The 12864-nt window shown below is 61.1% G+C and carries 13 protein-coding genes and 2 pseudogenes; 4 read left to right on the top strand and 11 right to left on the bottom strand.

The features are described 5' to 3' along the window. Positions 1–205: pseudogene (locus tag AC1D2Q_RS29195) on the top strand (IS110 family transposase); the annotation flags it as partial. A gap of 65 nt (positions 206–270) precedes the next feature. On the opposite strand, the gene pyrF reads toward AC1D2Q_RS29195, so the two are convergent. Continuing rightward, on the bottom strand, positions 271–969 hold the full coding sequence (pyrF, locus tag AC1D2Q_RS29190; protein ID WP_253416301.1) for an orotidine-5'-phosphate decarboxylase: 699 nt from the start codon (positions 967–969) through the stop codon (positions 271–273). Positions 970–1261: 292 nt separating this feature from the next. Here pyrF and AC1D2Q_RS29185 point away from each other — a divergent pair, with 292 nt between their 5' ends. From AC1D2Q_RS29185 to xopAW, 3 genes and pseudogenes are all read left to right on the top strand, one after another. Beyond that, complete coding sequence (locus tag AC1D2Q_RS29185) at positions 1262–2020, top strand: response regulator (RefSeq protein ID WP_253416302.1); 759 nt, start codon at positions 1262–1264, stop codon at positions 2018–2020. Further along, complete coding sequence (locus tag AC1D2Q_RS29180) at positions 2020–3072, top strand: sensor histidine kinase (RefSeq protein ID WP_018926270.1); 1053 nt, start codon at positions 2020–2022, stop codon at positions 3070–3072. Before AC1D2Q_RS29185 ends, AC1D2Q_RS29180 begins: the two co-directional genes overlap by 1 nt. Before the next feature lie 137 nt (positions 3073–3209). After that, positions 3210–4030: pseudogene (gene xopAW, locus AC1D2Q_RS29175) on the top strand (XopAW family type III secretion system calcium-binding effector). 37 nt (positions 4031–4067) lie between these two features. Here the strand turns inward: xopAW and AC1D2Q_RS29170 are convergent. From AC1D2Q_RS29170 to AC1D2Q_RS29125, 10 genes are all read right to left on the bottom strand, one after another. Continuing rightward, on the bottom strand, positions 4068–5123 hold the full coding sequence (locus AC1D2Q_RS29170; protein ID WP_018926272.1) for an AI-2E family transporter: 1056 nt from the start codon (positions 5121–5123) through the stop codon (positions 4068–4070). Between the two features lie 68 nt (positions 5124–5191). Continuing rightward, the gene (locus tag AC1D2Q_RS29165) at positions 5192–5998 is read right to left on the bottom strand and encodes a DUF4892 domain-containing protein (RefSeq protein WP_477815496.1); all 807 of its coding nucleotides are present in this window, start codon (positions 5996–5998) and stop codon (positions 5192–5194) included. Between the two features lie 8 nt (positions 5999–6006). After that, a complete protein-coding gene (locus AC1D2Q_RS29160) occupies positions 6007–6666 on the bottom strand; it encodes a glutathione S-transferase family protein (protein WP_477815495.1) in 660 nt (219 codons plus the stop codon). Positions 6667–6716: 50 nt separating this feature from the next. Further along, positions 6717–7571, bottom strand: coding sequence for an alpha/beta hydrolase (locus AC1D2Q_RS29155; protein ID WP_477815494.1), 855 nt, complete (start codon positions 7569–7571; stop codon positions 6717–6719). Further along, complete coding sequence (locus tag AC1D2Q_RS29150; RefSeq protein WP_477815493.1) at positions 7568–8374, bottom strand: alpha/beta fold hydrolase; 807 nt, start codon at positions 8372–8374, stop codon at positions 7568–7570. Before AC1D2Q_RS29150 ends, AC1D2Q_RS29155 begins: the two co-directional genes overlap by 4 nt. A gap of 142 nt (positions 8375–8516) precedes the next feature. Further along, on the bottom strand, positions 8517–8960 hold the full coding sequence (locus AC1D2Q_RS29145) for a hotdog fold thioesterase (RefSeq protein WP_477815492.1): 444 nt from the start codon (positions 8958–8960) through the stop codon (positions 8517–8519). Between the two features lie 32 nt (positions 8961–8992). Then, complete coding sequence (locus AC1D2Q_RS29140) at positions 8993–10660, bottom strand: AMP-binding protein (protein WP_477815491.1); 1668 nt, start codon at positions 10658–10660, stop codon at positions 8993–8995. A gap of 181 nt (positions 10661–10841) precedes the next feature. After that, positions 10842–11294 carry a phosphohistidine phosphatase SixA gene (gene sixA, locus AC1D2Q_RS29135; RefSeq protein ID WP_477815490.1) on the bottom strand — a complete coding sequence of 151 codons (453 nt, stop codon included), beginning with the start codon at positions 11292–11294 and terminating at the stop codon, positions 10842–10844. Then, the gene (locus AC1D2Q_RS29130; RefSeq protein ID WP_018926280.1) at positions 11291–11641 is read right to left on the bottom strand and encodes a DUF4389 domain-containing protein; all 351 of its coding nucleotides are present in this window, start codon (positions 11639–11641) and stop codon (positions 11291–11293) included. Before AC1D2Q_RS29130 ends, sixA begins: the two co-directional genes overlap by 4 nt. 35 nt (positions 11642–11676) lie before the next feature. Next, on the bottom strand, positions 11677–12699 hold the full coding sequence (locus tag AC1D2Q_RS29125) for an NAD(P)H-dependent glycerol-3-phosphate dehydrogenase (RefSeq protein WP_477815489.1): 1023 nt from the start codon (positions 12697–12699) through the stop codon (positions 11677–11679). Positions 12700–12864: the final 165 nt, after the last annotated feature.

The following is a 12864-nucleotide window of genomic DNA, read 5'->3' as shown; positions in this document are numbered from 1 at the left end:
GTTCATGCCTGCCATGTCAGCGATCCGCTGCGATCCTTATGTGAAGGCTTTTTACGACGTGCTAGTCGGTCGCGGAAAACGAAAAATGCAGGCCATCTGTGCGGTTATGCGCAAATACCTGACAGGTTTGTGGGCCTGCATACGCGCTGGAGAGGATTTCGATACGGCCAAGCTTTTCAGCGAAAAACATCTGCTAAAAGCTTGACCGTGAACAGAGTATCTACAGGATGTACGCTACCCAATGTAGGAGCTGCCGAAGGCTGCGATCTTTCAGGCGATTTCCGCGACGACCGCTGCCAACGCCTTGGCCGGATCCGCTGCCTGGCTGATCGGACGGCCGATCACCAGGTAATCGGAACCTGCATCCAGCGCCTGACGCGGGGTCAGAATGCGGCGCTGATCGTCCTGGGCACTGCCCGCCGGACGAATCCCAGGGGTCACCAGTTGCAACGACGGATGAGCGGCTTTCAAGGCCTGGGCTTCCTGGGCCGAGCAGACCAGACCGTCCATCCCGGCTTTTTCCGCCAGCGCGGCCAGGCGCAGCACCTGCACCTGCGGCTCGATATCCAGGCCGATACCCGCCAGATCCTCACGTTCCATGCTGGTCAGCACGGTCACGCCGATCAACAGCGGTTTCGGGCCACTGCGCTGATCGAGCACTTCGCGGCAGGCGGCCATCATGCGCAGGCCGCCGGAGCAGTGCACATTGACCATCCATACGCCCATTTCTGCAGCCGCCTTGACGGCCATGGCGGTGGTGTTCGGAATGTCGTGGAACTTGAGGTCCAGAAACACTTCAAAGCCCTTGTCGCGCAAGGTACCGACAATTTCCGAAGCGCAACTGGTAAACAGTTCTTTACCGACTTTGACCCGGCACAGTTTCGGGTCCAGTTGATCGGCCAGCTTCAGTGCGGCGTCACGGGTGGGGAAATCCAGGGCGACGATGATAGGCGTCTGGCAGGCGGACATGAGTGGGCTCTCAGGCAAGTCGAAATCGGCGCGCATTGTAGCGGAACCAGCGGCGCTGCGGGACCCGATGATCGGTAATTCGTCGTCGCGGCTCAGGCAAGACTAGCTGCTGCGGCAATTGTGTCGAGCCCGATACACACACGACACGCCCACAACACCCTTCAACGCTACCCTCGTCAGCCGCAACAAATCCTACAGCACTTCCCGCCTCACGGCCGGACGCCTATGCTGAAGCCACAACCTCGCAGCCTATCTTTGTGGTTGGCAGCCTACCTGGCAGATGAACGCACGCATGCACAACTCCCCAGCACCTCTGAACGACGATCAAAAAGCGCCGGCCGATGACAAACGCTGGAGCATACGCGCCCTGATCGTCGACGATGACGTTCCGATCCGCGAACTGATGATCGACTACCTGGCCCGTTTCAATATCCACGCCAGCGGCGTCTCCGATGGCGCCGCCATGCGTCAGGCGCTGCAAGCCGAACATTTCGATGTGGTGGTGCTCGATCTGATGCTGCCGGGCGAAGATGGTTTGTCGCTGTGCCGCTGGCTGCGCGCCGAATCGGACATCCCGATTCTGATGCTCACCGCCCGCTGCGAACCCACCGACCGGATCATCGGCCTGGAACTGGGCGCCGACGACTACATGGCCAAGCCGTTCGAGCCGCGGGAACTGGTTGCGCGGATTCAGACCATTCTGCGTCGGGTGCGCGACGACCGTACTGAACAGCGTGCGAATATTCGCTTCGACAACTGGCGATTGAACAGCGTGTTGCGCCAGTTGATCGCCGCCGATGGCCTGGTGGTGCCGCTGTCCAACGCCGAATTCCGTTTGCTTTGGGTGTTCATCGAACGTCCGCGCCGGGTGCTCAGCCGCGAACAACTGCTGGACGCGGCGCGCGGTCGCTCGATCGAAGCGTTTGATCGCAGCATCGATCTGTTGGTGTCGCGCCTGCGCCAGAAACTGGGCGACGACCCGAAAGCCCCGCAGTTGATCAAGACCGTTCGTGGTGAGGGTTATCTGTTCGACGCACGAGACATCGGCTGATGCGTGCGCGCTTCGATACGCTGTTCGGCCGCCTGTTCGGCGTGCTGTTGGTGGCGATCGTACTGGCGCACTTGTTAGCTTTTTTATGGTTCAAACATTACGGGCCGCCCCCGCCTCCCCCACCGCCGCCGGGTTTTTCCGAGCGCTTCGACGGCCCTCCCCCACCAATGGACCCGCGTTTCGGCAATCGACCACCACGGCCATGGTTCGGCGGGCCGCTGGTGCCACTGACCTTTCAGTTTGTCTCGCTGATCATCGCCGCCTGGTACGGCGCCAAGCTATTGACCCGCCCGATTCAGCGCCTGAGCGACGCCGCCGAGCGCCTGAGTGAAAATCTCGACAGTCCGCCGCTGGATGAGTCCGGCCCACGGGAGGCGCGGCAAGCGGCGCACACTTTCAACCTGATGCAGAAACGCATTCTTGAACAAATGCAGCAACGTTCGCGCATGCTCGGCGCGGTGTCCCATGACCTGCGCACACCGCTGTCGCGACTCAAGCTGCGGCTGGAACAGATCGACGATGAGAAGCTGCAAGGCCAGATGCGTCAGGACCTGGACGACATGATCGGCATGCTCGATTCCACCCTCACCTACCTGCACGAGCAGCGCACCAGCGAGGCGCCACAATGGATGGACGTGCAGGCGCTGGTGGAGTCCCTGAGCGAAAACGCCCAGGACCAGGGCGCCGACGTCCAGGCCCGCGGCCATTGCGCCCCGCTGCAGGTTCAACCGATGGCTTTGCGCTCGTGCATCAACAACCTGCTGGACAACGCCTTGCGTTATGCCGGGGACGCGCTGATCACGCTTGAGGACAGTCGCGAACAACTGGTGATCCGGGTCATTGACCATGGCCCGGGTATCGCGGCGGAAAAACGTGAAGCGGTGTTTGAACCGTTCTTTCGCCTGGAAGGTTCGCGCAATCGCAATTCCGGCGGCGTCGGTCTGGGCATGACCATCGCCCGGGAAGCCGCGGAGCGTTTGGGCGGGCAGTTGAGCCTGGAAGAAACGCCCGGCGGTGGTCTGACCGCCGTCATCCGCCTGCCCCGCGTCTAAGCCTGCCACGGGATCGGGGTCTAACTGGATAAGTTGTGTACCCATCGGTACAAATCCCACATACCCACGATAACTTGCCCCTTGAGGCTGCATAAACCGGTGCACCCACCGGTTTCCCATTCCAAGGAGTGAGCACAATGATCGGTAGTGTCAGCAGCTACACGAGCTATACCAGCACCAGCAGTACCACCACCAACAGCGCCCGCAGCCAGCAATTGCAGAAAGAACTGCTCGCCAAACTCGACAACAACAGCGACGGTGCGGTGGATCAGGATGAGCTCAAGAGCGCCCTGTCGCAGAAAAGAACTTCAGCGACCTGGACAGCGACGAAAGCGGCAGCCTGAGCAGCGAAGAAATGACCGCGATGGCCCCTCCGCCGCCACCGCCAAGCGATCAGGCACCGAACACCGAACTGGCCGATGCGCTGATCAGCGCTCTGGACACAGACGGCGACGGCGCCATCAGCAGCGATGAGCTGAGCAATGGCCTGACCAGCGCCGGCAGCACGGCCGACAGCTCGGAAATCTTCTCGGCCCTGGACAAGAATGAAGACGGCACCGTCAGCCAGGACGAACTCGCCGCCAGCCTGACCCCGCCGCCACCGCCACCTCAGCAGATGTCCAGCGAAGAGCTGTTCAGCCAACTCGATACCGACAGCGATGGCAGTGTCACGGCCACGGAACTGAGCAGCGCGTTGCAAGCGGGCGACAGCACTTCATCGACCTCCACCGACACCAGCGCCGCGTTGCTCAAGGTACTCGATAGCGACAGCAGCGGTGGCGTCAGCAACGATGAACTGAAAGCCGCCCTGCAAGCCGGCCGCGAGCAGAATTCCGACAGCTCGACCCATCAGCTCAACGTGACCGCAGCCCTGAACAAAATGATCGCCAACCTGAGCAAGCAGTATTCGCTCGACAACGTGGCGACCGTGGGCAAACACCTGAACGTGGCGACCTGAGTCAAAAACTTCGCGGCCCTAAGACCTAACAAAAAACTCAGGGCCGACGATCTTCAACCCGAGCCTGACTCTTGCTCCAATCGGTCAGCAGGCTGTAAGCCACGGCCAACAACGTCGGGCCGATGAACAGGCCGATAAACCCGAACGCAATCAACCCGCCAAACACCCCGAGCAGCACAATCACCAACGGCAAATTCCCGCCCCGGCTGATCAGGTACGGCTTAAGCACGTTGTCGACCCCGCTGATAATGAACGTGCCCCAGATCCCGAGGAACACCGCCATTCCGTACTCACCTTTCCAGGCCAGCCACGCCGTGGCCGGAATCCACACCAGCGGTGGCCCCATCGGAATCAGGCTCAGCAAAAACGTCACGATCCCCAATACCAGCGCCCCAGGCACGCCGGCAATCAGGAAGCCGATCAGCGCCAGCACCGCCTGCGCCGCCGCTGTACCGATCACCCCGTTGACCACCCGTTGCACGGTGCCCGCCACCAGTTCGATGTAATACCCGGCGCGGTCGCCAATCAGCCGCTCCAGCAACCCATGGACAAACACCGCCAAACGCGGCCCGTCCCGGTAGAAAAAGAACACAAACACGATACTCAGCGTCAACTCGAGGATCCCGCCGCCAATCTGCGCACTGCGTGCCAGCAACCAGTTACCGACCTGACCCAGATAGGGTTTGATCGCCAGCATCATCGCCGCGCCCTGCTGATCGATGCTGTTCCAGATCCCTACCAGCCGCTCGCCGACCAAAGGAATACCGCCAACCCAGGCCGGCGCTTCAGGCAGACCATCGACCTGCACATCCTTGATGAACGCCGTGGCATCGCGCACGTGATCCGCCAGGTTGAACCCCAGCCACACCAGCGGCACCGCCACCAGCAGCATCCAGCCGAGGGTCAGTAACAGCGCCGCCAGGGATTCACGACCATTGAGCCAACGGGTCAACAGACGCATCAACGGCCAACTGGCAAACGCCAGCACCGCCCCCCAGAACAGCGCCGACCAGAACGGCGCCATTACCCATAAACTCGCGCCAAACAGCACCAGGAGCAGGATCTGCACCAACAGCCGATCGTTATTGACCATGTAAGATCCCGAAAAAGTCAGTCCGCAAAGAGTAGGCGAACTCGCAGAACGCGTTCGCCAAATGAAGCTTATTGCAACAGTTCGAAGTGCAGGCCAGAGCCTTCGACGCTGCCGGTTTCCATCCGCGCCGTGCGCACGCCCTGGCCGATCAGCGCCTGGCGCCAGGCTTCGGCAGTGGGCCCGGAAACGCTGACTCGCAACGTGGTGTCCAGGTTCAGGCCACGGGAAATCAAGCGCAGCCAGGTGTCGTCAGGGTCGCCGTCGAGTTTGGGGAAATCGAGCTTCCCGGTGCTTTTGAGCTGGCGCAGTAACGTCGCGGATGTCGGCAGCAAATCACCCAGCGGCGCCGAGGCATCGAACTGTTCGACGTGCAGATAAGCCCTGCGATTACCGCGAGTGATGCTGTAAAGCGCCACCAGCGTGTTGTCTTGAGGGGCCGCCAGACGCAGCAGCAAAAAAGCCTGCTGATTATCGGCGCCATAGAGCTTGGCATTGCCGAAGACTTCATTGGCCCACAGGCTGCTTTCCCCGCAATCCCGGGCCTGACACCAGAACAACAGTTCGGCGCCCTGTTTCTGCAAGGCTTCGCGGGCGGCAGTGAAGGCATCGGTGGAAGAATGCTCCGGTGGCAATTCGTAGGTGACCGAGGTGGTTTGACCGCGAGCGGTGACCTGGCCGTCGAAACGCAATTGGCCGCTGATCTTGCGGATCGAACCCAGCGGGTAAATCCGCTCGAGTTCCACCGTCGGGCGATAGTCGACGATCTGCGCATCGGTCATGCGCGGCACGATCTTCAGATCCTGACTGCCCGGAATGTCAGCGGCCAATAACCAGGGACTGAAGCTGCACAGCGCCAGCAGAGTGAGTGAACGCATGGCCAGGTTCATCGGATCAACATGGCCTGGGCACCCTTGATGACGCTGGCATCATCGATGCGCTCCGGCACCCGCAAACCGCGCTGCACCGCAGGGCGCGCCTCAAGGGCGGCTATCCAGCGCTGCAAGGCCGGCAAGCCGTCCACCGAGACACCGGACCAGTCGTGGCCGCGGACCCATGGAAAGGTCGCGATATCGGCAATGCTGTACTCGCCCGCCAGAAACTCCACGGCTTGCAGACGCGTGTCGAGCACTTCATACAGGCGCCGGGTTTCATGTTGATAGCGGTCGATGGCGCCCTGGAGCTTTTCTGGAAAATAGCGGAAAAACACGTTGGCCTGGCCCTGCATCGGCCCGATGCCGCCCATCTGGAACATCAACCACTGCAACACCACGGAACGTCCTTTCGGGTCCTGGGGCAGCAGTTTGCCGGTCATCTCGGCGAGGTAAATCAGAATCGCGCCGGACTCGAACACGGCGAAATCGCCATTGGCGCGGTCGACAATCGCCGGAATCCGGCCATTGGGGTTGATCTTGAGGAAGTCCTTGGACTTCTGTTCCTTTTTGTCGAAACTCAAGGCATGCACCGTGTAGGGCAGGCCGAGCTCCTCGAGCACGATAGAGACCTTGTGGCCATTCGGGGTCGCAGCGGTGTACAGATCTATCATGGTTGTCTCCCATTTCAACCCGCCCAGACTCGACAGTTGCCCGACGCAAGTCAAGGAACGGCGAAGAACCGATTGAAACAGTCTGCGACAAGACCGGCACCGGGTTCGTCATTGAGGTGCAAGTGATGGCCGCCAGGCAACTGTTCATGGCTAAAGGGTAGACGTTCCAGCAACTCGGGATGTTTGGCGAGCATGCCGTCAGCCGCGACCACCAGGTGTGCAGGACAACTGACGCGCTGGACGAAAGCCATCGCCTGCTCAGTGGTCAGACGCAGCGGCGACGGCAGCGTCAGGCGGTTGTCGGTGCGCCAGGTATAACCGCCCGGCACCGGCATCAAGCCGCGCTGGGCCAGCAGTTCGGCGGCTTCGCGACTGACCGCCACCAAGCCTTTCATGCGCGCTTCGATGGCCCGGTCAAGGGTGTTGTAGACCGGTTTGCGTTTTTCCCGCAGATCCAGCTGCGCTTGCAGGGCCATGCCCATGCGTTCGGCGGCGTTTTCGCCTTTGTCTGTAGGAGGAATGATGCCGTCGATCAACGCCAGGTGAGTCACCCGCTCCGGCAACGACCCGGCCAGCACCAGCGAGACGATCGCCCCCAGGGAATGCCCCAGCAGCGCAAAACGTTTCCATCCCAACTGCTCGGCCACTTGCAGTACGTCATGGGCGTAGTCCCACAGGGCGTAACCGGCGCCGTTGGGCCGATGCCCCGAGTGACCGTGCCCGGCCATGTCCAGTGCGATGATGCGCAAGCCTTTGAGCTTCGGCGCCAGCCGGGCAAAGCTGTTGGCGTTGTCCAGCCAGCCGTGCAAGGCGATGACCGGCAAGCCGTCCTCAGGGCCGAACAGGTGCGCCGCCAACTCGATATGCGGCAGGCTCAGGCGAACTTCTTCAACGACACTGCTCATGCGCAATCCTGTTGGCGGCGACCTTCCCAGCGACTGAACAGATTCTTCAGCAGCGTGGCCGTGTCCTGTGGACGTTCGAGGGGAAACATGTGACCGCCGGGCATGGTCAAGGACTCGCCCAAGGGCATGCGCCCGACGGAACGGGTGTGATGACGCATCACCACCCGGCTTTTGTGTCCGCGCACCACCGCCAGCGGCACTTTCAACTGGCGCGCGCGACCGGGGCTGGTGTGGGGTACGCCGCGGTAGATGCTGATTTCCGTGGCCGGGTCGAAACGCAGGCGCAGTTTGTCGCCGACCTTTTGCAAACCGTATTGAAGATAGGCGTCGAAGCATTCCGGGTCGAAACCACGAAACAGGGTCTTACCAGCGAAGTACAGGCGGGCCGCCTCCAGATCGGCGAACTCTTCCCGGCGTCCCAACGTACGGCCGGCCTGGGTCAGGCGATCGATGAAACCGAAGCGTTTGGCGGCACGGATCACCCATTGATCGGTGCGGGTCAGCACCGGCGAATCAAGCATCACCACACCGCGATACAGCTCAGGGCAACGCAACGCGGCGTGCAGGTGCAGCACGCCGCCGAAGGAGTGACCGACACCCCAGACCGGTTCCGGCTGCTGCTTGAGGTGATGAATAAGCTCATCCACCAGATTGTTCCAGTTGTCGTCCGCCGGAAAACGCGGGTCATGGGCGTGCTGCTCCAGATGCGTCACCTGATACTCGGGCGCCAGCGCCGCGAACAACTTGCCGTAGGTCCCCGAAGGAAAGCCATTGGCGTGGGCGAAAAATATCTGTTGCGACATACCGGCAGATCCATGTGCAAAAAACAGACGTTGATTGTCCGTAAGACGACGTCCTACAGCAATGACCGTAACTGACAGGAATGATGACAGTCGGGTCAGGGCTATGACGAGGGAGCAAGGATGCCCCCTGGCAGGCCGAAACTCATCGTGCTGGTGGATTCTCCCCCAACGGCACCACCGCCATGGTCAGCCGCGACACGCAACTGGCCTTGCCCTCATCGCTGCTCAAGCGAATATCCCAGACATGCGTCGTACGTCCGATGTGAATCGCCCTGGCCACCGCCGTCACTCGTCCACTGCGCAGGCCGCGCAAATGGTTGGCGTTGATTTCCAGGCCCACGCAATAAAACTTGCTGGCGTCGATGCACAGGAAACTGGCCATCGAGCCGACGGTTTCAGCCAGTACCACCGAGGCGCCGCCATGCAGCAAACCATAAGGCTGGTGTGTGCGATGGTCGATGACCATGCTCGCGGTCAGGGACTCGTCATCGAAGGCTTCGAAGCGAATATCCAGCACTTCGCCGATGGTGTTTTTCTGGATAGCGTTCAACTGCTCGATGTTGGGAGTGGTGCGCCACAGAGTCATCGTTGCGTTCCTTTGTTGGTGTTGTTCGTGACTCAATCCTGCCACAGCACCGCCTCGCTGCGCGCGCTCCATTCTTCGAAGCGCGCACCGTAAGCCGCTTCAATCATATTGCGCTTGATCTTCAGGGTCGGTGTCAGGAAGCCGTTTTCCACCGTCCAACTGTCCTTGACCACCACCAGCCGGTGCAAGCGTTCATGTTTATCAAGCGAAACGTTGACCTCCTCCAGCAGCTTTTCCAGGCTTGAATGCAGGCCCGCCCTCGTCGTTCCGCTGGCGTCTTGCAGGCCAACCGCCGACAACACGCACAACCCCAGCGGTGCGCTCAAGCCGTCGCCGACCACGCACACTTGTTCAATCCGCGAATGCACCGCCAGACGATTCTCGATCGGCGCCGGGGCCACGTATTTGCCTTTGCTGGTCTTGAAGATTTCCTTCAGGCGCCCGGTCAGGCGCAGGTTGCCCTCGGCATCCTCCTCGCCCTTGTCACCGGTGCGCAGGAAGCCATCCTCGGTGAGGGTTTCGGCGGTTTTCAAAGGCTCCTTGAAATAGCCGAGCATGGTCGCGCCGCTGCGCACCAGCACTTCACCTGATGGCTCAACCCGTACTTCGACCTCCGGGCATGGCTTGCCGATCCAGCCGGGTTTGTTCTGGCCGGGCAGGCCGATGTGGGAGTAACCGCAGCTTTCGGTCATGCCGTACACCTCCAGCACATCCAGCCCCAGTTTTCGATACCAGTTCAACAAGGTCTGCGGCACTGGCGCCGCGCCGGACAAGGCGATGCGCAAAGCGTCCAGCCCCAGCCCGGCGAGGACTTTGTGCCCTACCCGTTTGCCGATGAAAGGCAGGCCGAGCAGGAAGTCGAGGCGTTTTGCCGGGATCTTGCTGTACACGCCCATCTGGAATTTGCTCCAGATGCGTGGCACGCCGAACAGCGCGGTCGGTCGGGCACGCTGCAAATCGGTGAGGAAGGAGTCGAGGCTCTCGGCGAAAAACACCGTTTGCCCGGTGTAGATCGCTGCCAACTCGACGAACATCCGCTCGGCGACATGGCACAGCGGCAGGTAGGACAGCAGGCGATCCGACTCATTCAGGCCAAACAACCGGGTGCCATGGGTGGTGGCAAATCCCAGCGTGCCGAAACTGTGCATCACGCCTTTGGGCTGGCCCGTGGTGCCAGAGGTGTAAATGATGGTCGCCAGTTGATCGGCGGCGGGTTTGGGGTCGTCCTGAATCGGTGAGCTGCGTTGCAGGTCGGCCCAGATGAAGTCGAAAGTGCCGGCCGGACACAGCGGCAGGCTGATGGTTGGCAGGCCAGGCCTGACGCCAATGGACATGCCCGGCCAGTCATCCAGCTTGCCGATGAACGCCAGCGCGGCTTCGGAATGATCGAGCACCTGGGCCACGGAATCGGCGGTCAGGTTGGGGTACAGCGGCACCGAGACATGCCCGGCCATCCAGATCGCAAGGTCGGCGATGATCCAGTGGGCGCAGTTTTTCGAGATCAGTGCGATGTGGCTGCCTTGTGGCAATTCGCGAGCCCGCAGCCAGTGGGCGGCACAGCGCGCCTGATGACCGACGTCGGCCCAGGTCAGCGTCTCGACCTGGCCGCCCCCGGTCGGCTGGACCAGAAAGCGCTGGCGCGGATGACGGCTTTCGCGCTCGTAGAAGACGTCCAATGGCAAACGAACAGCAGCAGACATGCGACTTGCTCCTTTATTTCTGGTCTGGAGCAAGCGTAGTCAACCAAGCAAGTGCTTGGTTAATTATTTGAGGGTAGGAGCAAGATCAAAAGATCGTCCGAACGCGGCCCGAGCCTTCGGCAGCTCCTACGGGTGTACGCCGTCCCAATGTAGGAGCTGCCGTGGCTGCGATCTTTTGCTTTTAAGGGGTTTTGATGCCGTTGAGCTTCATCGCCCCAACCAGCAGTTCGTCGCCCTCAAGCTCCGCCAGCCCGGCGGTGCCGACTCTCTCCGGCTCTTGCACGTGACCATGCTGCAAATAGCCCAGCAGGTTACCGACCAGCGGGTTGTGGCTGACCAGCAGTGCGTGATCCACGGACACCAACTGCTCCGCCACTGCTTGCGGATTATTGTCGGGCGTCAGCCATTCGACGGTGCGAATCTCCGGTGCAAAACCCAGCTCCTTACGCACCAGCATTGCGGTCTCCTGCGCTCGCAGGTAAGGGCTGGCATAAATGGCAGTCAGGTGTTTGCCCTTCAATTTGGCCGCGATGCGCTTCACCTCTTTGCGCCCCTTATCGGTCAGGGCCCGCTCGGAGTCCGGGCGGGTACCGTGAGGTTCGGCTTCACCATGACGCAATACCCAGAGTTTCATAGTTTCGGTTCCTCATCTCGGGCCGGATGCGGCGCCGGCGCCACAACGTGCGGGGCTTCACCTTCCGGTGTACGCGGCGCTGGCCAGTCGGCGAACGGCCAGGGCTTCTGGTCGCTGTGAAAGCTGCCGAAACGACCGATCTGCGCCAGAAACTGGCTCAGGCTGTCGCCGAAATTCATCAGGCTGGCGCTCGGTGCGCCATATATCAAACGATAGATCAGCTGCACCAGCACCACCGCGCCGAGGATCAATTGCGCCACTTGCCAGACCAGCACATAGACAATCATCCACAGCACCCGCAGCAGGATGGATTCGTACTTGCCTTCTTCTACTTTCGGATCATTCATGTCTGTCTCGCTCCCTGCTCGTATCGGTTAAGTGCTTAGAAACCACTGGGGGAAATAAAGTCCACGTCGGTTTTCGGTTCGCCACGCATCAACAACCCAATCACCTGATCAAGCGTGCGCCCTTCGAACAGAATCGCGTGCAATCCGGCGACCAGCGGCATATACACGCCCACGTCCGAAGCCTTGGCCTTGAGCACCTTAAGGGTATTCACGCCTTCGGCCACTTCGCCCAGACGCGTCACCGCGTCCTCCAGGCTCAAGCCCTGGCCGAGGGCAAACCCGACCTGATAATTACGGCTTTTCGGCGATGAGCAGGTGACGATCAAATCGCCGACGCCCGCCAGCCCCAGGAATGTCATCGGGTTGGCACCCTGACTCACCGCGAAGCGGGTCATTTCCGCCAGTGCCCGGGTAATCAGCATGCTCTTGGTGTTTTCGCCCATGCCCAACGCCACCGCCATACCGGCGATGATGGCGTAGACGTTTTTCAGCGCCCCGCCCAGCTCCACGCCAAAGCGGTCGGCGCTGGCGTACACGCGAAAGGTCCGGCCATGCAGCGCGGCCTGGACCTGCTGGCAAAGGTCTTCGTCTTCGCTGGCGACCACCGTGGCAGTCAGCGCGTGTTCGGCGATTTCACGGGCCAGGTTCGGCCCCGACAGCACGCCGATGCGCGCTTGCGGGGCGATATCTTCAAGAATCTGGCTCATCAGCTTGAACGTATGGGCTTCGATGCCTTTGGTCAGGCTCACCAGCATTTTTCCGCTCAAAAGCTGAGCGTAGGGCGCCAGCACCGAGCGCAGCGCGCTGGAGGGCAGCGCGACGAAGCACAGGTCGCAGGCCTCCAGCGTGGCTTGCAGGTCTGTGACCGCCTCCACCGCCGCAAGAATCTTGATGCCTTTGAGGTAACGCGGGTTCTCGCGATTGACCCGAATGGCCTCGGCCTGCTCGGGGTCACGCATCCACAGCCGCACCTGATGCCCGTTCTCGGCCAGCAGATTAGCCACGGCGGTACCAAAACTTCCGCCTCCCAGGACCGCAATTGGGCGCTGTTCAGTCATATGCAATCCGTTAATCCATACCAGTGGCGATGCCCGCATTATACGGAGCGGCCCAGTGGCGGCCAGCCCCGACATCAATTACCGGCACTTGTAGGAAGAAGACCAAGAAAACCGAGGAAAATGCCCACAACGTGACTGGAAAAGTCATTGCGCTCGGTTAACATG

This window comes from Pseudomonas sp. P1_A1 (assembly GCF_056406935.1).
Note: the sequence above shows the minus strand (reverse complement) of the source record. Positions and strands in the feature narration are given on the sequence as shown.